This window comes from Synechococcus sp. RS9916, from assembly GCF_000153825.1.
GTDB lineage: Bacteria > Cyanobacteriota > Cyanobacteriia > PCC-6307 > Cyanobiaceae > Synechococcus_C.
Genome location: NZ_DS022299.1, coordinates 2,092,745 through 2,110,670, shown reverse-complemented (window position 1 = coordinate 2,110,670; position 17,926 = coordinate 2,092,745). Strand labels below are relative to the sequence as shown.

Sequence of the window (17,926 nt, the reverse complement as noted above, 5' to 3'; positions counted from 1 at the left end):
CCTTTTCCAGCCGCCGACCTCGTGAAAGTCGCTTTTTTCACCGAAACCTTCCTTCCCAAGGTCGACGGCATCGTCACCAGGCTCACCAAAACGGTGAAGCACCTGGTGGACGCGGGTGATGAGGTGATGGTCTTCTGCCCGGAAGGCTGCCCCGACAACTACATGGGAGCCAAGCTGGTCGGCGTCCCCGCCATGCCGCTGCCCCTTTATCCGGAACTGAAGCTGGCCCTGCCTCGGCCGGCTGTATCGGACGCCATTGACGCCTTCCAGCCCGACCTCATTCATGTGGTCAATCCCGCTGTGTTGGGCCTTGGAGGCATCTGGCTGGCCAAAACCAAGGGCATTCCCCTGGTGGCCAGCTACCACACCCATCTCCCCAAATACCTCGAGCACTACGGCATGGGCATGCTCGAGCCCCTGCTTTGGGAGATGCTCAAAGCCGCCCACAATCAGGCCCTTCTCAACCTCTGCACCTCCACCGCAATGGTGAAGGAGCTCAGCGAGAAGGGCATCCAGCACACCGATCTGTGGCAGCGGGGCGTTGACACCGACCTGTTCCGACCGGAGCTGCGCAGCGAGACCATGCGCCAACGGCTGCTGGGCCGCCACGACGATCGGGGATCGCTGCTGCTCTATGTGGGCCGCCTGTCAGCAGAGAAGCAGATCGAACGGATTAAACCAGTGCTGGAGGCCCTGCCAGACACCCGCCTGGCCCTTGTCGGTGATGGCCCGCACCGCCAGCAACTGGAAAAGCACTTCGAGGGCACTGCCACCACCTTCGTGGGCTATCTGGCCGGCGAGGAACTGGCCAGCGCCTATGCCAGTGGTGACGCCTTCCTGTTCCCTTCCAGCACCGAAACCCTCGGCCTGGTGTTGCTGGAAGCGATGGCCGCCGGCTGCCCGGTGGTCGGCGCCAATCGTGGCGGCATCCCCGACATCATTAGCGACGGCATCAACGGCTGCCTGTATGAGCCCGACGGTGCCGATGAAGGCGCAGCCAGCCTGATCAATGCCGCCCGCAAGCTGCTGGGCAACGACATCGAGCGCCAGGGCTTGCGCACTGCCGCACGCTCAGAAGCAGAACGCTGGGGATGGGCCGGTGCCACCGAACAACTCCGGGGCTACTACCGCCAGGTGTTGCAGAAGGAGCTGAGCAGCGTCGCCTGAAGGTCAGCCTTTCAGGCGCTTCCGGTTCCACACCTCCATCACTTTCTTGGCCATCGGCAGGGCGTGCACGGAGCCTCCGCCCGGGGTGTTTTCCGCAAAGGCAACGATCACGATCTGACCCTCCGGATAGGGGGCATAGGTGGCGAACCAAGCATGATCTGGCCCTCCCGTGCTGTCTTCCGCGGTGCCGGTCTTGCCCCCAGCAGGCGGAATCCCCGGCCCATTCAGCCCATAACCGGTGCCATCTGAAACCACCTTGCGCAGGCCCTCGCGAATCTTGGCCAACGTGGCCGGTTTGATCGCCACCCGACTGCGGCGCTCTGGAGCTGTCCAGTCGAGGCCCTGATCGGCCAAGTGAGGGGTCACCAACCAGCCGCCATTGGCGAACACGGAGTAGGCCCTGGCCAGCTGCAACGGGGTGATCTGCACCACGGACTGACCAATGGAGGCACTGGCCATGTCTTCTGGAATCCAAGGAGTGGACCCTGGTTTGCTCCACCCACGACCGGCAGCAGCCCAGTCTTCATCACCCACCAACCCGACGCTTTCTTCCCAACCGATTTCGATGCCGCTTTTCCTGCCAAAACCAAGAGCCGAGGCCGCTTTTTTGAGAGCGCGTGACCCCGAACCCACCCCCACTTGATAGAAAAATGTGTTGCTGGAAAAACGCAGGGCATCGGCATAGCCGATCGTTCCGAACCCAGCACCGTTGTGATCCGGGAAGCAGTGGCCGCCGTAGGTAATGCAAGCGGTTGTCGCCAGCTTCACGTCGGGGGGGAACTTGCCTGACTCCATGCCGGCCATCGCCGTCACCGCTTTCCAGGTGCTGCCAGGGTCGTAGGCATTCAAGGCACGACTGAACAGCGGTTTGCGCGGATTGGAGAAGAGCTGGTCGTATTCCTTCTGCGTGGTCACCAATTTCGAGAAGAAGTTGGGATCGAAATTGGGCTTACTGGCCAACGCCAAGATCGCGCCGGTGCGCGGGTCCATCGCCACAATCGCCCCACCCTTTTTGTCGGCCAGGGCCTGCTCCGCCACCTTCTGCAGATCGAGATCAAGGGTGAGCGTCAGATCTTTGCCCGCCACCGACGGGCGATCACCGAGGTTGCGCTGCACCTCGCCCATGGCATTCACCTCCAGCATCTGACCGCCCCACTTACCGCGCAGATGGGATTCGTAGGCGGCCTCGACCCCGGTGCGACCGATGCGATCGCGAATCTTGTAGCCCTCTCCAGCCAGCTGTTTGTATTCGTCTTCCGTGATCGGCTGGGAATAGCCCAGGGCATGGGCCGCAAGGGTGCCATGGGGGTAAAAGCGCAGGATGTCCACATCCACCAGCGCACCCTTCAGCCCCAGGGCCTGCTCCCGAAAACGCAACACCTGTTCTGGATTCAGCTCTGTCGCCAGCGTGGTGCGATAGCCATCGCGGTCAACACCCCGACCACGGCGCTGATCCAACTCTGCCGGGTCGAGCTTGAGCACCTGAGCGAGACGATCGCGCAGCGCTGGCCAGCTGGAGTCGTCCACCAACCGAGGCTCGATGTAGAGCGAATAGGTGAGTTTGCTAGACGCCAGAACGCGCCCCTCACGATCCAGCAGACGCCCGCGGATCGGGGAGCGCGGCACCAGACGAATCCGGTTTTCGTCCGCCAGCTCGCGGTAGTGCGCTCCTTCCACCACTTGAAGCCAGGTGAGCCGGGCCAACATCGCTCCGCAGAACACCAACACGAGACCGATCAGCACCAGTGGCTGCTGCTTGAGACCGCTGTGGCGATAGCCCTCACGGCCGGTGAAGCTGGATCGCGCCATGGAAGGGAAGGAAGGGCTCAGGGGGCGAGATGCTGCTGGAGCTGATCCAGCTTGCTCTCAATCCTGGCGAGAACCACCGGCAACGGATCACCGTCATCAACAGTCCGTGGCTCGGAGAGGGGCTGCGACACAGATTCCGGCGCAGGATCCACCTCCACATCCACCTGCACCACAGGGTTGCCAAGGCCAGGACTGACCTGGTCGAGACGCTCACGCACGGCCTTTGCCGCTGGAGCACCTTCCTCGCGCAAATCCGCCAACGGGTCGGACGAGCTGGTCAAACCCTCCACAACCTTGGCCGCACCGCCCTGGCGGACCCGCTCCACCATGGCCAGACCCACGGGCAGAACGTCCTGCATCACGGAGAGCCTGAACGCGTCAAACGGTCGGTTGTCGGCCATCGGACCGGATTCAGCGAAGTCCAGTCTGCTCCGAGGGGAGCACCAGCGTGGGACAGGCAGCCTGACGGGCTCCCAACGACCAACCCGTTACCGCACTGAGCACGATCAAGGCCAGGATCGGCACCAGCGCCTGATGGGTGGTCTCCAGCCGCAGCCACTCGCCCCAGCCCCGCAGGAAGCGATCCCGCGCAAAACGGCGGCGTTCACGGGTTTCCTGCTTGGAACGGCGGCGGAAGGATTTCTCAACCCAGCGCTCAAAGGAACGCTTCTTGGTGATCGCCATCTTGCGTTCCACCTCAAGCAGCTGGCCGGAGGTGAGCTCGGGATGGAAGGTGCTGATCAGCTCCAGGCTCTTGAGAAACATCTCCACGGCACCGTCCTTGATCTGACGCGCATCGTCATCGAGGAGATCCCAGGCCAGCTCGGGATAAAAACGACCTCTGTTCTGGCGAATCTGCTCTTCGGTCAGCTGACCGGGTTCCCGCAACCAGCGGTCGGTGTTGCTGTCAAACCGCCGCCAGTAGAGGAAAGGGTTGATGTAGATGGTCTTGCCCGCCAGCTGGATGCTGTCTTGCTGCAAACGGCGCTGCAGCTGCTGATTCTGCTCTTGGGCGGCGGTCACAAATACTTCGGGCCGGGGGCTCAGAGTATCGGCGACGCCGACTGCCCACCAGCCCCCAGAGGCACTATTCCCACTCGGTTAACCGCTCAACCAACAGTCCCACAAACACTGGGTTATGACATCTGCTAGACACACGGGGTAGTTACGGGGTAGTAAAAGCAACCTGACCAAACCTATTTCAGGGCACTTAAACCACTTCTCTACGCATCAGTCATCCCGTCACTTCGCGTCCAGCAGAGTGAGTTTGGGACAGAGAAGAAGACCTTCCGCAAGAGTCGCGACAAGGCGCGGAGAAACTATTCCTCTTCCGCACTCTCTACCCCTGCGAAGCGCAAGGGCGCGGCGCAGAGCAAGCGCCTTCTTCTTTGCTTGGGCAGGAGCAACGCGCGAAACATCCATGACCACCCAACTCAATGGCGTGGGCGCGGCATGAAAAAGACATTCCCGAGTGCGGGAAGGGGACACTTGCTCATCTGGATACTACTTCTACGCGTAGAGAAATCGTATTCTGTTTTCAGTCAAACGGTCGTTTCGGTTGAAAACGGAGGGTCAAATGAGGAAATACGTCACCTACCGAAGGGTCAGCAGCACAGAGCAAGGGAAGAGCGGCCTTGGGTTGGAGGCGCAAGCACGGGACATTCAACTCTTCTTGGACAACTACGCAGAGTCCCCATATGAAGTGGTCGGGGACTTCGTAGAGACCCACACAGGGTCAGACAACGACCGTCCTCAACTGAATGCCGCCATTGCTCTGGCGAAGAAGACAGAAGCAGTGCTGGTGGTCGCCAAGTTGGACAGGTTGTCCCGTCGGGTCAGTTTTCTGGCGGCACTGATGGAGGAGAAGGGGTTGGACTTCAAGGTCGCCCAAATGCCTTATGCAGACAGGTTTCAACTGCACATCTATGCAGCACTGGCGGAGCAGGAAAGAGCGTTTATCTCCCAAAGGACAACTGCTGCCCTTCAAGCAGCGAAGGCAAGAGGAATCCGTCTTGGAGCACCCGTCCACCACATAGACGCCTTGGCGAAAGCAAAGAAGCAGAGGGCACTGGAAGACGCCCAGAAGGTGGAAGGAGTGATTGTCCCGCTACGACAGTCAGGCGCTTCTCTACGGACCATCTGTGGGGTCTTAAACGCGAGTGGAGCAAGGACCAGCAAAGGCGGTGTCTTCTATCCACCACTGGTCTCTCAAATGCTCAAACGAATAAAAGCAGCACAGATGCTATATAATTGACATTAACTATAATCTTTCAAGATGAGAAAGCTAATTATCCTTGTAGCACTGGCGACCATAACATTACAACCAGACGCAAAGGCGAAAGAAATTATAGTCGATGTTGTGGGCATAAATGTAGCAAAGGCAAATTGCGAAACCAGAAAAATTATGATTACCGACGAAGATATGGCAGACGTATTTCAGCGACCCGTAGGCGTATGGCTCACAATTGAAGAGATTAATGCAACCACAGGGGGTCCAAAAATAGCTTTTGATACATACACTGATGGCAAGTGCGATTAGTAATTTTCTAACAACTCGCACCGATCTGCTTCTCTGCACACAATCAGACCTTCAACGCAAGTCAGCGGGGTTAACGCCCGATTAACTGAGCTGGGTCTTACCTGAGCTGCTAACAACAATGTAAAAACCATGATGCTGGGGAAGCTAGTTACTCCTCTTGGGTTTTTTTTGACCATTTCTCTACGGCACGTCGTATCTTTTCCCAAAAAACAGTAACTAAGTGACTGCCGAAGAAAAGGGTCTGGCGACCTTCAAGCAGTTTGTCGCTGAAAACCCCCACACAGGCACAGCAGAGCAGGTAGTGACCCTTTCACTGGGGATTGCAGCAGCAGCAGACCGTCTGTCTCCAACCACCCTGTCCATTTACAGGGACGCCACTGCTCTGGGAGAGAAGGTCTTCTCCAAGTTGAAGGTCATAGGCGACCAACTGGGTCAACTGGACGACAAGACCCGTAGAGAAGTCACCAAAGGGTTACCCGCCTCCTATTCCACGATTCATCTGCTCTGTGCCCTGAAACCAGACGAGTTAGCGACAGCGGTCAAGACGAAGCAGGTCACCCCCAAGACATCGGTCAGAGCAGCAACCACCTACGTCAAACAAGTCCGTTTCCCTCGTCAGTCGCTGGGTGGGGACGTTGAGAAAGGACGTTGGAGCATCAAGGAAGAGACGCTGTATCGGGTCTGCCGACCAGAAGACACTCCATTGAGCGAATACCTGCAACGGCAGTTGGAGGAGGACCTACGCAAGGTCTGCTCTCGCTACGGGATGGACATCCGTAAGGCATCCAACGAAAGCACCATTGCTCTACGGGAAGCAGACAGGAAGGAGAAGGCAGCGTTTTGGAGAGAGGTCTTGGAAGAGCAACTGACCCAGAAGTGGTTTCAAGAGACGGACAAGGAAGTCAGGAAGACCTTCAACCTCAAAGTCGTTGAAGAGGTCTGGGACGCACCACTACGCACCTTCACTGGTTTCCTCATCAGGACGGGTAGGGGGAAGCAGCACTTCTATGAGGACCATGGGCAGGCATACGTCGCCAAACTCCACCACCTCCAAGAGACGACTGAAAGCAGGACCAACAGATACAACTTGAAGCGGCGCATTGAAGAAGTGCTTGCTCATGAAGAGAGCACCAAATTGGTCATATGGAGAAACTTTGTCCTCAAAAACAGTGGTCTGCTTTAAGTCCGCAAGCAGTATGGAAATCAAATAAAGATGCTTAAAAATGTCGTTTCGTGTTTCATAACGTCCGAATGACGAGATGACGAAACCATCCAGAAAGCGGTGTAAGAGTGCAAACTATCGGAATTATGTTTAATTGCAAACAAAAACATATGCTGTCTGAATAACTTGCATATATAAAACATACGCAAATGAAACGGAAGCAGTCATGAGCAGATTAGATAAGATGGAAGCATTGGAATTACTTCAGTCACCCCGTCACTTCACCAAACTGCAATATCGCGGTTTATCAAAGAGGAAGACCACAGAAGCATGGTTAAAGGGTTTAGCGAAGGAGAGAGGATTTAAGTTTAGATACTTCCTCACACTCTCCTTCTACAAACCACAGAGATGCATCATCAATCAATACCTTGATAATGAGCATATCAAGAAAGTCATCCTTGACTTCTTCTATCCAAATAAGAAACCAAAAAACAGAATACGGTTTTGGTTATTCGTAGAGAAGCATAAAGACGGAGACCTCCACCTTCACGTCCTCATGGAGGGCATGGATGAGATGGAATGGTTGAGCAAAAGGAATAGAAAGATAAGCATTAGGAAGAGCACAATATTGGATTTAATCCAAGGCAGGCAATCCATTGGGGAGATGATGCTTGAATCACTTACACATCACATGTAGAGATGGGTCTTTCGTCTTGGTCATGGGAAGCAAAGTTTTAACGCAAAGGATATTGGCGAAGTTGATTGGAGAATTGAATACCTCAACAAGTCGCTTGATAGTTGGGACTTCAATGTTTGGGAGCACATTGATTGGGAGAATAGCGACATGGAATAATGTATATAAGAAGCATGCAAATCACATAAATAGAGACAGGGATAAACCATTGAAAACGCATCGCATCATTTCAACGAGGGAATAAACAAATGAGAAGCAATACACTTATGCCTGTCTCCTTTGGTAGAGACGAAACGTAGTTACTTGAAATGCTTAATGAAGGCACAAAACGAATCTGCATTTCACGCTCTGCATGGGTCAAACAGAAGATTCGTGAGGAGTTTGGGAAGGAAGTAGTTAAATCAGTATCGTGACCATGAATCCATTCCAACAAGTCAAAGACCCCGTCACCATTGAGATGTTGAAGGAAGTTGCAAAGAAGAATAGGAAGAAACCGATTCAGATGATTGAAGAATTAGTCAATGACGCATACAAGAGATTGAGATGACTAACATCAAATCATTCAGGCACTTTCTATCAGACCGTCCTGCTATCAATAACCCAAACGATGATAAGAAGTTTGGAATGAATGATAAGGACAAGAAGAAGCAGAAGTCACTAACGTTATACGGGAGTAAAGCACCCTCAAACTAAAAAACGATAGAGACCCAAACCTACAACGCACCAAAAGCGAGCGAGTGTTGTCTCGCATAAAAAAATAATCTCCCAGATTTTTTTCGCCAAAAAGGTTGATGACGAAGTGACGGTCACTTGGTCACTTCATCATCCATCACAGCAAAGTCATCACCTTCTCGCAGAAATCTTCCATCAAGACCAATATCGTTACGCATACGAGTCAGGTCTTCTGTTGCAAGACGTGGAAGATAATGAGAATAATGGACTTTTAGGTAAGATTCCCCCACGCCCATATTCTCACAAAGTGCATTATGTGATGTGCCGTGTTGAAGACGAGTAGTTGCATACATGTGTCGCAACGAATAAGGGACCAGACGCTTCCCAGTAACCTCCTCTTGGTCCGTATATTTCAATATCTTCCTGAATAAGGTCCCAAACTGGCGAGTAGTGAAGGGACTCCCATCAAGATGCTGAAAGAGAAAGTCATCCTTTCTCTTGTGAGTTGCTTTCTCATAAACACGCATCGCAAACTCACCACCCATGCTGTTGACCTCACGAGCACCCGTTTTGGTGCTCTTATGCACTTGGACAAGGGCACCTAAACGCTTGAAGGAATTGGTCCTATCACCCAACTTCCTTTCATAGAAACGAATGTCCTTCCTTCTCACCTTCACTACCTCACCCACTCTCATCCCGTTATTGGATAAGAAGAAGAGCATTTGATAGGCAACGAAGCAGTCCCAGTATTCGTCTTCGCCTTTGCTTTCCTGCTCTCTCAACCACTTGGCGGGTTTGGACTTGAAGCGATTCCACTCGTCCAATTCCCATGTATCCCGTCGCACCTTGTCGTCAGTAACAAGGTTTTCGTCATTGAAAGGAAGGACAGGTGCAAAGGGGATTTGACCTTGCTCCATACCCCACTTCCAACACTCCCTGATGTGACCCATCTCATTGAGCAGGGTGTCTGCCTTTGGAGCACCACCCCTTCTCACGTTTTGTCGTCGCCACGTCTCCCACTCACTCCACTTCCTGATGGGGATGCTCTTGGCGTCTGTCTTCGCCCCAAGGAAGGGGACGAGGTAGTTACGCAATTTCCCCTCAATAAGGGCATACCGCTCCTTGGTGATGCTCTTCCGACCTGCTTCTCCCTTGCCTTCCCACTCACCTCGTATGCGTGACCGCTTGTAAGCAAGAAACTTCGCCACAAGGTCTTCCACAGTCGTCTTGATGACGACAGTCACTCCCTGCGCCAGTTGGACCCGAAGGTTTACCGCCTCCTCCTGCACCCTCATCAACGCCTCTTCCCTTTCAGCAACCAGAAGGGACATCCGCTTGCCTCTGGTCCCTCGGATGGGGAAGTGGGCGTAGTAGTTGCGTTGCTCTAACGGGAGGTCCTTCTGCACGTCCTCCCTCTTATAGATGGCGACTGGTTTGCCCGTCTTCTCAACTTTCAGGAAGGGGACTTCCTCCCAAAGCAACTGGTGCTTACTGCCTCCTCCACGCTTCCCTTTGGTCACGGCGTCACCCCTGTCGTCCGTAGAGAAAACAGACCTTCTACGACTTCTTCACAGAGAAGATGACGGGGTGACGTGGGGTAGTTGCGGGGTAGTAGGTCGCCCAAAACCCTGCTGTGACGGTGACCCCGAAATTAAGGGGTAGTCACGGGGTAGTCAAACAATCCAGTGATACCAGTCGGTTAGACCTTGCGGACTATTCCCACTCGATCGTGCCGGGCGGCTTGCTGGTGATGTCGAGCACCACGCGGTTGACCCCCTTCACTTCGTTGACGATGCGATTGGAGATCGTCTCGAGCAGATCGGCTGGCAGACGCGACCAGTCGGCGGTCATGCCGTCTTCGCTGGACACGCAACGGAGCACGATCGGCCAGGCGTAGGTGCGCTTGTCGCCCATCACGCCCACGGAGCGCACGGGAAGCAGCACGGCAAAGGCCTGCCAGATGTCGTGGTAGAGCCCTGCCTCCTTGATCTCCTCGCGCACGATCAAATCGGCATCGCGAAGGCAATCCAGCTTCTCGTCGGTGACCTCACCCAGGATGCGGATGGCCAGACCAGGACCAGGGAAGGGATGGCGGCGCACGATCTCCTCAGGAAGACCAAGGTTTCGGCCCACCTTGCGCACCTCGTCTTTAAACAGCTTGCGCAGGGGCTCCACCAGCTTGAACTGGAGATCCTTCGGCAAGCCACCCACGTTGTGGTGGCTCTTGATCTTCACGGCCACCCGTTCGCCCGTCTTGGGGTCAACGTTGGTGCCAGCACTCTCGATCACATCGGGATACAGGGTGCCCTGCGCGAGGTAATCAAATGGTCCGAGACGCTTGCTTTCCTCTTCAAACACACGGATGAATTCCGTGCCGATGATCTTGCGCTTCTCCTCCGGATCAGTGATGCCGTTGAGCTTCGCCAGAAAGCGCTGACGCGCATTGATGTACTCAACGTGAATGTTGAACTTGCGATCGAAGAAGTCCATCAGGAACTCAGGCTCACCCTTCCGCATGAAGCCCTGATCGATGAACATGCAGGTGAGCTGATCACCGATCGCCTTCTTGAGCAGGAAGGCGAGGGTTGACGAGTCCACACCCCCAGACAGGGCCAACAGCACCCGCTTATCACCCACCTGGTCACGCACCAGAGCCACCGCCTCCTCGATGAAGGCATCGGTGGTCCAATCCGGCTCACATCCGCAGACGTGGTAGACGAAATTGCGGATCAACGCCATGCCGCAGGTGGAGTGCACCACCTCGGGGTGGAACTGCACGCCATAAAGCCGGCGGTTGTGATCCGCCACGGCCGCTTCAGGCGTGTTGGCGGTGTGGGCCAGGCGCACAAAGCCCTCCGGCAGGGCTTTCACTGAATCGCCATGGCTCATCCACATCGTGGAGCCGCTATCGACGTTGGTGAGCAGGTCGGTGGGATCGTCCACCTCCAGAGGAGCCTTGCCGTATTCCGCCTTACCGGTGGCGGCTTCCACCACGCCACCGAGCTGCTGCACCATCAGCTGCATGCCGTAGCAAACCCCCAGCACGGGGATGCCCAGGTTCCAGATTTCGGGATCACAAAGAGGGGCGCCCTCCGAATACACCGAACTGGGACCCCCACTGAGGATGATTCCTGCCGGCGCCATCTCCCGGAGCTCGGCTGCTGAGGTGCTGTAGCCCAGCACCAAAGAAAACACCTCGGTTTCCCGCACGCGGCGGGCAATCAGCTCGGAATACTGCGAACCGAAATCGAGAATGACAATGGCCGGCTTGCGCTGGCCGTCAGGCTGAGTTTGTGACATCGCTACGGGTGAGGTCGCGGGCTCACGACCGTCAATCCATCAGCGTAGAGAAGGGGCTTCGAGGGCTAACTGCCAGGTCTTGAGAAGGACCTGTCCTGCAGGCCCTGCCCAACGCCGCTCCCGAGAGCGATCGAACAACACAGCACCCACCTGCATGGACCAGCTGCCGTAGCGCTTGAGGTAACTAGAGGCCCGTGCCTCAACTTCTGCAGCCATGCGCTGACGCAAACCATCAGCCTGAACTGCATCCTGCTGCTGCAGTGCCTCCATCGCCGTCTCCACGGACGACGCCTTGCGCAACTGCTGCAAACGCTCCAGCGGCAAGCCCAAATCCACCGCCAACGCCGTGAGCACCTCCGAGCGTCCATCCGCCAAATGGTGATGGGTGTGAAAGATGCCGCCAGCCAGCTTGAGTAACTTGCCCTGATAGCCGAACAACACCAACTCCTTCACGCCCGCTTCCGCGGCAGCCACCAGAACCGGTCCGATCCAGTTGCCGGTTTTGAGCAAACCGCCAGAGGTATGGAAGCCGAGTTGCGTCGCCAGATCACGACCGTTTTCACCAATCACCAAGGTGAGCCGACCACCGAACTGGGGCTGTTCGGTGATCACACGCACCTGCTCGAGGCTGTCTTGCAGTTGATCCGGTGATGCACTGATCTGCACCGTTGCCTGAGTTCCAATCAGCGCCAGGCCATCCACCACCCCAAAAGCAGCATTGCTGGTGCGTTCTGCCAGCTCTCGACCCCGCGGCAACACCACCTCCAGTTCGAGACCACGACCGGATGGAACCAGGGGCCTCAAATTCCGCTCCAGCAGCTGCAGGGCAAACTCCGACACGCAAATGCCACCACCCTCGGCAAACCGACCCACCCCTTCGCCGGGCACGACGGTGAGCCAAGGCTCCAGCGAAGCCCCCCACGCCACCCGCACCCACACCTCCAGGTCTCGGGTCAGATCCAACCCAAGACCGGGATCACAAACGGCAATGCCCAGCACCTGCTGATCATCGGCAAGGCCGGCAACGGAACGCACCGGCACCATCACCACACGCTCGTCACCCTCCGGCTCCGGCACCACCAGAGGCTGTTCCAAAGCAACCGCTTCGCCGACCAGACGCTGGGTTGCAGCACGGGCAGCAGCAGCAACCCACACCGGCAAGATCAGACCTGGCGATGGTGAAGGAACGACCTCAGACATGGGGCACCACCAGCCAGGGGATGTTCAGGTCCATTTTTTAAGATGTTGGATTGGCATTTCCCTGGCCGTGCAGGACAAGCTCACCCTGATGATCCCCGGGCCGACCCCGGTGCCCGAAACGGTGCTCAAGGCCATGGGCCGTCACCCCATCGGTCACCGCAGTGGTGAGTTTCAGGATGTGGTCAAGCGCACCACCGAGCAACTGCGCTGGCTTCATCAAACCAGCAGCGACGTGCTGGTGATCACCGGCAGCGGCACAGCGGCAATGGAAGCCGGGATCATCAACACCCTTAGCCGCGGCGACAAGGTGCTGTGCGGCGACAACGGCAAGTTTGGTGAGCGCTGGGTGAAAGTGGCCAAGGCCTACGGCCTTGAGGTGGAGGTGATCAAAGCGGAGTGGGGACAACCCCTGGATCCGGAAGCCTTCCGCGCTGCTTTGGAAGCCGACACGGCCAAGTCGATCCGCGCTGTGATCCTGACCCACTCCGAAACCTCCACCGGAGTGATCAACGATCTGGAGAGCATCAGCCGACACGTCAAAGCCCATGGCACAGCACTGACCATTGCCGATTGCGTCACCAGCCTCGGCGCCACCAACGTGCCGATGGATGGCTGGGGCTTGGACGTGGTGGCCTCCGGTTCCCAGAAGGGCTACATGATGCCTCCCGGCCTCAGCTTTGTGGCCATGAGCTCCCGCGCCTGGGAGGCGTATGAACGCTCCGACCTACCCAAGTTCTATCTCGATCTCGGCCCTTACCGGAAAACTGCGGCCAAAAACAGCAACCCCTTCACCCCTGCGGTGAATCTCTATTTCGCCCTTGAGGCTGCCCTCGAAATGATGCAAGCGGAGGGGCTTGAAGCGATCTTCAGCCGCCACGCTCGCCATCGCGCCGCGGCCCAAGCCGGCATGAAAGCCATGGGCCTGCCCCTCTACGCGGCAGAGGGCTACGGAAGCCCGGCGATCACCGCTGTGGCCCCCGAAGGCATTGATGCTGAGCAGCTGCGCAAAGCAGTCAAGGATCGCTTCGACATCCTTCTGGCCGGTGGTCAGGATCACCTCAAAGGCCAGGTGTTCCGCATCGGCCACCTGGGCTTTGTCTGCGACCGGGATGTGCTGACCGCCGTGGCCGCGATTGAATCAACGCTTCAATCCCTGGGATTGCACAAAACCAGCATGGGCGCTGGCGTCGCAGCAACTGCAGCAGCACTCGCCAGCTGACGAAACAATGCGCCAATCAATGGCGCAAAGCAGGCGGCAGTGCCATACACTGCCGCTATGCGGATGTAATTCAGTGGTAGAATGTCAGCTTCCCAAGCTGAACGTCGCCGGTTCGAATCCGGTCATCCGCTTCAACAAAAATCACTCAATCTTCGCGAAAGAGAAACAGGTGAGACCTGTCAGGCGCGTGGCTTGATCAATTGCATGACTTGAGGACCAACCCCTCCAGCCCTGCGTTCCTGATCTAAGGCCTGAAGAATTAGAGCACCAGATTCAGCGACATGGCCTTGCTCGGCCGCTTCTTTGGCTTCGCCATAAAAGCGTCGTGCAGCGTCGAGATAAGACTGACGCTGATCAACCACAGCCGAAACAGAACCCTTAGTGGACTTCGCGAGTATTGACGTCACTGACTTGGACACATTCTTGACAAGTTTAACGCTGCTCAAAACAGCATTCTGAAAACCTACGGGCGTCGGTCAGGTGCCGGGCTCCTCAACATTCCCGCCAAGGGCATCGATCTGCTCTCTCAACAGAGCAGCTCGAACATCATCACCTCGGGTGATCGCCACAGCCAGAGCAAACTCAAGTTTCTCGAGCTGATGACCTCCCTCCACAAAACCATGGGGAGCTTGCAGGGCCGGGGTGGCGTGAGAGGCGCGGCGGCTACCGCCAATTGCACAGGAAGCTGACTGAGAAAGAGCCATCGGTCAGTTTCTTTTTATTTTGACACGATTGATCCCTTCATGCAGCCTGCTGGTGCTGGGGATCACCGTCTGCTGACGACCCAAACCCACCTGAAGCCTCAGGTGCCACCTCAGCATCAGCGGACGTCTGCAGCAGCGACTGGCAGTCCATCAACAGTCGATCGACATCATCCAGGCGAGCCAACTCCTCCGCGGGCATCTCAGCACTGCGCTGTTGCTGCACCTGCAGCTCCAAACTCTCCAAACGCTGTTCCAACTTCACCAATCGCTGGGACAGCGCATTGATGGTCTGTGCGACGTCCTCGGCCGTGCGAGTGATCCGGAATGACACGGACTGGGTCATGGCCAAAACAAGCCGAATAGGTGCGCCGATAACAACACATCTGGGATCAGACTGAAACCCTTCTGTGATCGGAACACCCCCATGCCCCCCCTGGCAACGCTTCTGATCTATGCCCTCGCCGGCACCGCCATGGGCTTACTGGCACTGCGCACGGGCATCCCCGCCGCCCCTCTGGCAGGGGCCCTGCTGGGAGCTGGGATCGTCAGCATGAGCGGAAAACTCGAGATCGCAGCCTGGCCCTCAGGGACCCGCACCGCCCTGGAAATCGGGATCGGCGTGGTGATTGGCACCAGCCTCACCCGCGCCTCCCTGGAACAACTTCAACTGCTGTGGAAACCCGCCTTGCTGATCACGATCACGCTGGTGATGACGGGGTTGGTGATCGGACTGTGGACCAGTCGACTGCTGGGGATTGATCCCGTGGTCGCCCTTCTCGGCGCTGCACCCGGGGGCATCAGCGGCATGAGCCTGGTGGGTACTGAGTTCGGCGTCGGTGCAGCCGTGGCAGCCCTTCACGCCGTTCGTCTGATCACCGTTCTGCTGGTGCTGCCCCTGGTGGTCAAGTTGCTGGTGCCTCTCGGCCTCGGGGAATCCTGAGAGCTGGCGCAGAACCCCTGGACATGATCGGGCGAGTCGATACGTTGGCGCAGATCGACCACTTCGTCCAGCCATGGCCAGGAACCGTACCCGCTCTCTGCTCACGCTGTCCCTGGCGGGTCTTTGCCTGAGCAGCCTGCTGCCGTTGAACGCTCGCGCCGCTGATCCCACTCCCAACAAAGGGGCGCAGGTCTACTGCTTCATGCGCAGCAACGGCAATAACCACAATGTGAGCTGGGAAGCGTCTTACGCCCTGATCAAGCGGCAGAAGAGCGGCATGTTCAAAACATCCCCAGAACATGCCGCTGTGATGATCACCGAGGCTGTGGTCAACGACCCCGGCAGCTATCCGGAGTGCGGCCGTTACCTCGGCGATCTGTTCGCACCCAAGAAGAGCAGTGCCAGCAGCAGCACCCAGTCGTCCACGTCAACTTCCCCTTCTTACGGTGAACAGCGCTACAGCTATTAAGTCGCGTCCTGGTCTGGCCACCATGCTGCTGGCAAGCCTGCTGCTCACTGCAGTGGGCTGCCGCAGCCACTCAGCTCCCACCAACACCATTCCCGAAGCTGAGCTGACACCCCAGGCCTGCCTCGAAGAACTGGACCTCAACAATCTGGATCAGGCCCTCAAACGCTGCAACCAGATCGTTGCTGCCCACGAAAACAATCCAGCCCCGCTCACGGATCGTTCTCTCCTGCACACCTTGCTGGGCCAGATGGATCAGGCCTGTCTGGATGTGAACCAAGCGCTCCGTCTCGTCAAACGTCAGGGCGCCAAGGCTGATCCGATGATCAACCATGAATTAACGGTGCGTCAGGAGTCCTGCAAACAGCGCCGGAGCATGGCCGGCAAGGGCTGACGCTCAAGACTCAGGCGACGGCGACCGAACAACACCTCGATCTGACGCGCCTTGCTGGCGACCAGACCATCCACCAACTGGTCTGCCACACCCAGTTGCAACCAGTGACTGGTGAGGCCGCCATCCATCCCCAGGCGATGGCAACGATCCTCGGCCTGATCCACGTCACCAGGGGTCCAAGGCCGTTCGAGCAAGACCACCTGACGGGCGCGATGCAGGGTGAACCCCAATCCTCCGGCGCCATAGGTGGCAAACAACAGATCGTTGTCACCGGCCTGAAAGCGATCCACCACAGCCTGGCGTTCCCCCGGCTTCAGACGACCTGTCAGCAGCTCACCGCCGATGCGCTGCTGCAACAACTCCAGGGGACCGACAAAACCACTGAACAACACAACCGACTGCTGCTGAGCGCGAAGGCTCTGCAGCAACTGTTCCGCCTCCGGCAGTTTGAATTCAGCACCAATCCGCCGTAAAGCGGTGAGCACAGCGAAGGCCTCGGCATCCGAGCGCACCAAACCCTCACGCACGCGCTGGCGGTAGTCATCGATGACCTGAGAGACGCGATGGTCGAGACCTCGCGCCTCAGGCATTGCAAGGGTGATGGGATGAAACCGACGTTGCTTGGGGGGAAGACCCAGCACCTGCTGCTTGCGGCGATGCAGCACCAAGGGACGGGTCAGCCGCCGCAACTCCTCCAACTGACTGGCCCCCTTTGCCTGCCAGCGACGTCGGCCGCCATCCTCCCGCCAATGTCCCTGACAAAACGACTCCTCAAAGGCCCGCTGATCTCGAGCGATCGGATGGTCAATGGCTGCCAACAAGGGATAAAGCTGATCAGGCCGTCCGTTCTTCATCGGCGTGCCAGTGAGCAGCCAGATGGCCCGCAAACGGGGGTGGCGGGCGAGACGCAGCAGCGCCTGGGTGCGCTGAGCAGCCATCGACTGGCCGTAATGGGCTTCATCCACCAGCAGCAGCGATCCGGAGGGAGGCAGATCGTCGGGAAGACGCGCCCAGCTCAACAAGGTGAGCGACACATCAAGGGCTTCCGCCTCCCGTCGCCAATGGCCGTGAAGCCCCACCGGGGCCACCACCATCAAGTGCAGCGGCATCGCCCGCATCAATGCACGAGCGGCGAGCAAGGCGGTGAGAGTCTTGCCCAGCCCCATCTCATCGCCCAGCACCGCACCACGCCGAGCCAACAACCAGCGCGCCCCAGAGCGTTGATGGGGAAGGGGCTGGCGACCATCTGGAAGCACCGCCTCCAAATCCGCAAGCTGCACTAATCGACGGTGATCCGGCAGGGGCGGCAACGGATGGCGATGCCAATCGATCCAACGGGCCAGGTCGTCCTGCACCGGAAAGCGGGCTCCCAGTCGATCCTGCAAAACCTGGGCCGCAGCGAGGGGAAACTCCCACCCCTTCTTGGCACCTTTCCAGGTCCCCCGGGGACGCACGCGGCCAATCTGAGCATGGGTCACCGCATCGAAGGGATGCATCACCTGCACCAGTCCTGATGGGGAAAGACCGAGGTAGCAACGGGAGCCGGAGGACGCCGTAGCCGAAAGACCAGCAAAGGAAATCTTAGGGGCCTGAGCAACGACGACAAGCAATCAAAAACTTTCTTGATCGCAGACCATCAACAACTTGAAAAAATGCAGTC

General features: G+C 57.4%; 18 protein-coding genes and 1 tRNA gene. 9 read left to right on the top strand and 10 right to left on the bottom strand.

Annotated elements, in window-relative coordinates; translation table 11 throughout:
* Positions 1-21: 21 nt before the first annotated feature.
* The gene (locus RS9916_RS10985; protein WP_007099486.1) at positions 22-1,167 is read left to right on the top strand and encodes a glycosyltransferase family 1 protein; all 1,146 of its coding nucleotides are present in this window, start codon (positions 22-24) and stop codon (positions 1,165-1,167) included.
* A 3-nt stretch (positions 1,168-1,170) separates the two neighbouring features.
* Here RS9916_RS10985 and mrdA read toward each other — a convergent pair whose 3' ends face one another.
* Genes mrdA through RS9916_RS10970 form a run of 3 tightly spaced genes read right to left on the bottom strand, consistent with a single transcriptional unit; the run spans position 1,171 to position 3,999 of the window.
* Positions 1,171-2,976, bottom strand: coding sequence for a penicillin-binding protein 2 (gene mrdA, locus RS9916_RS10980; RefSeq protein WP_007099485.1), 1,806 nt, complete (start codon positions 2,974-2,976; stop codon positions 1,171-1,173).
* Positions 2,977-2,993: 17 nt separating this feature from the next.
* On the bottom strand, positions 2,994-3,377 hold the full coding sequence (locus RS9916_RS10975) for a hypothetical protein (RefSeq protein ID WP_007099484.1): 384 nt from the start codon (positions 3,375-3,377) through the stop codon (positions 2,994-2,996).
* 10 nt (positions 3,378-3,387) lie between these two features.
* Entirely contained in the window at positions 3,388-3,999 is a 612-nt protein-coding gene (locus tag RS9916_RS10970; protein ID WP_007099483.1) for a hypothetical protein, read from the bottom strand.
* Positions 4,000-4,552: 553 nt separating this feature from the next.
* On the opposite strand from RS9916_RS10970, the gene RS9916_RS10965 reads away from it, so the two are divergent.
* The 3 genes from RS9916_RS10965 (at position 4,553) to RS9916_RS10955 (ending at position 7,374) form a co-directional block, all read left to right on the top strand.
* On the top strand, positions 4,553-5,230 hold the full coding sequence (locus RS9916_RS10965) for a recombinase family protein (RefSeq protein WP_038023695.1): 678 nt from the start codon (positions 4,553-4,555) through the stop codon (positions 5,228-5,230).
* 505 nt (positions 5,231-5,735) lie between these two features.
* A complete protein-coding gene (locus tag RS9916_RS10960) occupies positions 5,736-6,698 on the top strand; it encodes a hypothetical protein (protein ID WP_007099480.1) in 963 nt (320 codons plus the stop codon).
* 205 nt (positions 6,699-6,903) lie between these two features.
* Positions 6,904-7,374 carry a hypothetical protein gene (locus RS9916_RS10955; protein WP_007099479.1) on the top strand — a complete coding sequence of 157 codons (471 nt, stop codon included), beginning with the start codon at positions 6,904-6,906 and terminating at the stop codon, positions 7,372-7,374.
* A gap of 803 nt (positions 7,375-8,177) precedes the next feature.
* Here RS9916_RS10955 and RS9916_RS10950 read toward each other — a convergent pair.
* From RS9916_RS10950 to cbiD, 3 genes are all read right to left on the bottom strand, one after another.
* Complete coding sequence (locus RS9916_RS10950; protein WP_007099477.1) at positions 8,178-9,563, bottom strand: site-specific integrase; 1,386 nt, start codon at positions 9,561-9,563, stop codon at positions 8,178-8,180.
* A 193-nt stretch (positions 9,564-9,756) separates the two neighbouring features.
* Positions 9,757-11,343, bottom strand: a complete 1,587-nt coding sequence (gene guaA, locus RS9916_RS10945; protein ID WP_007099476.1) for a glutamine-hydrolyzing GMP synthase — start codon at positions 11,341-11,343, stop codon at positions 9,757-9,759.
* Between the two features lie 39 nt (positions 11,344-11,382).
* The gene (cbiD, locus tag RS9916_RS10940; RefSeq protein ID WP_007099475.1) at positions 11,383-12,543 is read right to left on the bottom strand and encodes a cobalt-precorrin-5B (C(1))-methyltransferase CbiD; all 1,161 of its coding nucleotides are present in this window, start codon (positions 12,541-12,543) and stop codon (positions 11,383-11,385) included.
* Positions 12,544-12,610: 67 nt separating this feature from the next.
* Here cbiD and RS9916_RS10935 point away from each other — a divergent pair, with 67 nt between their 5' ends.
* Positions 12,611-13,762 (top strand): alanine--glyoxylate aminotransferase family protein, encoded by a 1,152-nt coding sequence (locus RS9916_RS10935; protein WP_007099474.1) that lies wholly within the window; start codon positions 12,611-12,613, stop codon positions 13,760-13,762.
* A 59-nt stretch (positions 13,763-13,821) separates the two neighbouring features.
* Positions 13,822-13,893: transfer RNA gene (locus tag RS9916_RS10930), tRNA-Gly, on the top strand.
* A 48-nt stretch (positions 13,894-13,941) separates the two neighbouring features.
* Here the strand turns inward: RS9916_RS10930 and RS9916_RS10925 are convergent.
* The 3 genes from RS9916_RS10925 to RS9916_RS10915 all read right to left on the bottom strand — a co-directional run bounded on the left by RS9916_RS10925 (position 13,942) and on the right by RS9916_RS10915 (position 14,809).
* The gene (locus RS9916_RS10925) at positions 13,942-14,169 is read right to left on the bottom strand and encodes a hypothetical protein (RefSeq protein WP_232199576.1); all 228 of its coding nucleotides are present in this window, start codon (positions 14,167-14,169) and stop codon (positions 13,942-13,944) included.
* A gap of 69 nt (positions 14,170-14,238) precedes the next feature.
* The gene (locus tag RS9916_RS10920) at positions 14,239-14,466 is read right to left on the bottom strand and encodes a hypothetical protein (RefSeq protein WP_007099472.1); all 228 of its coding nucleotides are present in this window, start codon (positions 14,464-14,466) and stop codon (positions 14,239-14,241) included.
* A gap of 37 nt (positions 14,467-14,503) precedes the next feature.
* A complete protein-coding gene (locus RS9916_RS10915) occupies positions 14,504-14,809 on the bottom strand; it encodes a hypothetical protein (protein WP_007099471.1) in 306 nt (101 codons plus the stop codon).
* An 81-nt stretch (positions 14,810-14,890) separates the two neighbouring features.
* Between RS9916_RS10915 and RS9916_RS10910 the strand changes: the two genes are divergently transcribed.
* The 3 genes from RS9916_RS10910 to RS9916_RS10900 all read left to right on the top strand — a co-directional run bounded on the left by RS9916_RS10910 (position 14,891) and on the right by RS9916_RS10900 (position 16,266).
* The gene (locus RS9916_RS10910; RefSeq protein ID WP_007099470.1) at positions 14,891-15,406 is read left to right on the top strand and encodes an AbrB family transcriptional regulator; all 516 of its coding nucleotides are present in this window, start codon (positions 14,891-14,893) and stop codon (positions 15,404-15,406) included.
* Positions 15,407-15,479: 73 nt separating this feature from the next.
* Positions 15,480-15,875 carry a DUF6554 family protein gene (locus tag RS9916_RS10905; RefSeq protein ID WP_007099469.1) on the top strand — a complete coding sequence of 132 codons (396 nt, stop codon included), beginning with the start codon at positions 15,480-15,482 and terminating at the stop codon, positions 15,873-15,875.
* Complete coding sequence (locus RS9916_RS10900; protein WP_232199575.1) at positions 15,853-16,266, top strand: hypothetical protein; 414 nt, start codon at positions 15,853-15,855, stop codon at positions 16,264-16,266. The genes RS9916_RS10905 and RS9916_RS10900 overlap by 23 nt, the downstream gene beginning before the upstream one ends.
* Here RS9916_RS10900 and RS9916_RS10895 read toward each other — a convergent pair.
* Complete coding sequence (locus RS9916_RS10895) at positions 16,221-17,762, bottom strand: DEAD/DEAH box helicase (RefSeq protein WP_198003442.1); 1,542 nt, start codon at positions 17,760-17,762, stop codon at positions 16,221-16,223. The genes RS9916_RS10900 and RS9916_RS10895 overlap by 46 nt on opposite strands.
* Positions 17,763-17,926 lie beyond the last annotated feature (164 nt).

What these genes read in the sequence shown, in the direction of transcription:
- mrdA (WP_007099485.1), bottom strand. Translation starts at nt 2,976, where the DNA reads ATGGCGCGATCCAGCTTCACCGGCCGTGAGGGCTATCGCCACAGCGGT.
- RS9916_RS10975 (WP_007099484.1), bottom strand. Translation starts at nt 3,377, where the DNA reads ATGGCCGACAACCGACCGTTTGACGCGTTCAGGCTCTCCGTGATGCAG.
- RS9916_RS10955 (WP_007099479.1), top strand. Translation starts at nt 6,904, where the DNA reads ATGAGCAGATTAGATAAGATGGAAGCATTGGAATTACTTCAGTCACCC.
- cbiD (WP_007099475.1), bottom strand. Translation starts at nt 12,543, where the DNA reads ATGTCTGAGGTCGTTCCTTCACCATCGCCAGGTCTGATCTTGCCGGTG.
- RS9916_RS10920 (WP_007099472.1), bottom strand. Translation starts at nt 14,466, where the DNA reads ATGGCTCTTTCTCAGTCAGCTTCCTGTGCAATTGGCGGTAGCCGCCGC.
- RS9916_RS10915 (WP_007099471.1), bottom strand. Translation starts at nt 14,809, where the DNA reads ATGACCCAGTCCGTGTCATTCCGGATCACTCGCACGGCCGAGGACGTC.
- RS9916_RS10965 (WP_038023695.1), top strand. Translation starts at nt 4,553, where the DNA reads ATGAGGAAATACGTCACCTACCGAAGGGTCAGCAGCACAGAGCAAGGG.
- RS9916_RS10905 (WP_007099469.1), top strand. Translation starts at nt 15,480, where the DNA reads ATGGCCAGGAACCGTACCCGCTCTCTGCTCACGCTGTCCCTGGCGGGT.
- guaA (WP_007099476.1), bottom strand. Translation starts at nt 11,343, where the DNA reads ATGTCACAAACTCAGCCTGACGGCCAGCGCAAGCCGGCCATTGTCATT.
- RS9916_RS10895 (WP_198003442.1), bottom strand. Translation starts at nt 17,762, where the DNA reads ATGCATCCCTTCGATGCGGTGACCCATGCTCAGATTGGCCGCGTGCGT.
- RS9916_RS10910 (WP_007099470.1), top strand. Translation starts at nt 14,891, where the DNA reads ATGCCCCCCCTGGCAACGCTTCTGATCTATGCCCTCGCCGGCACCGCC.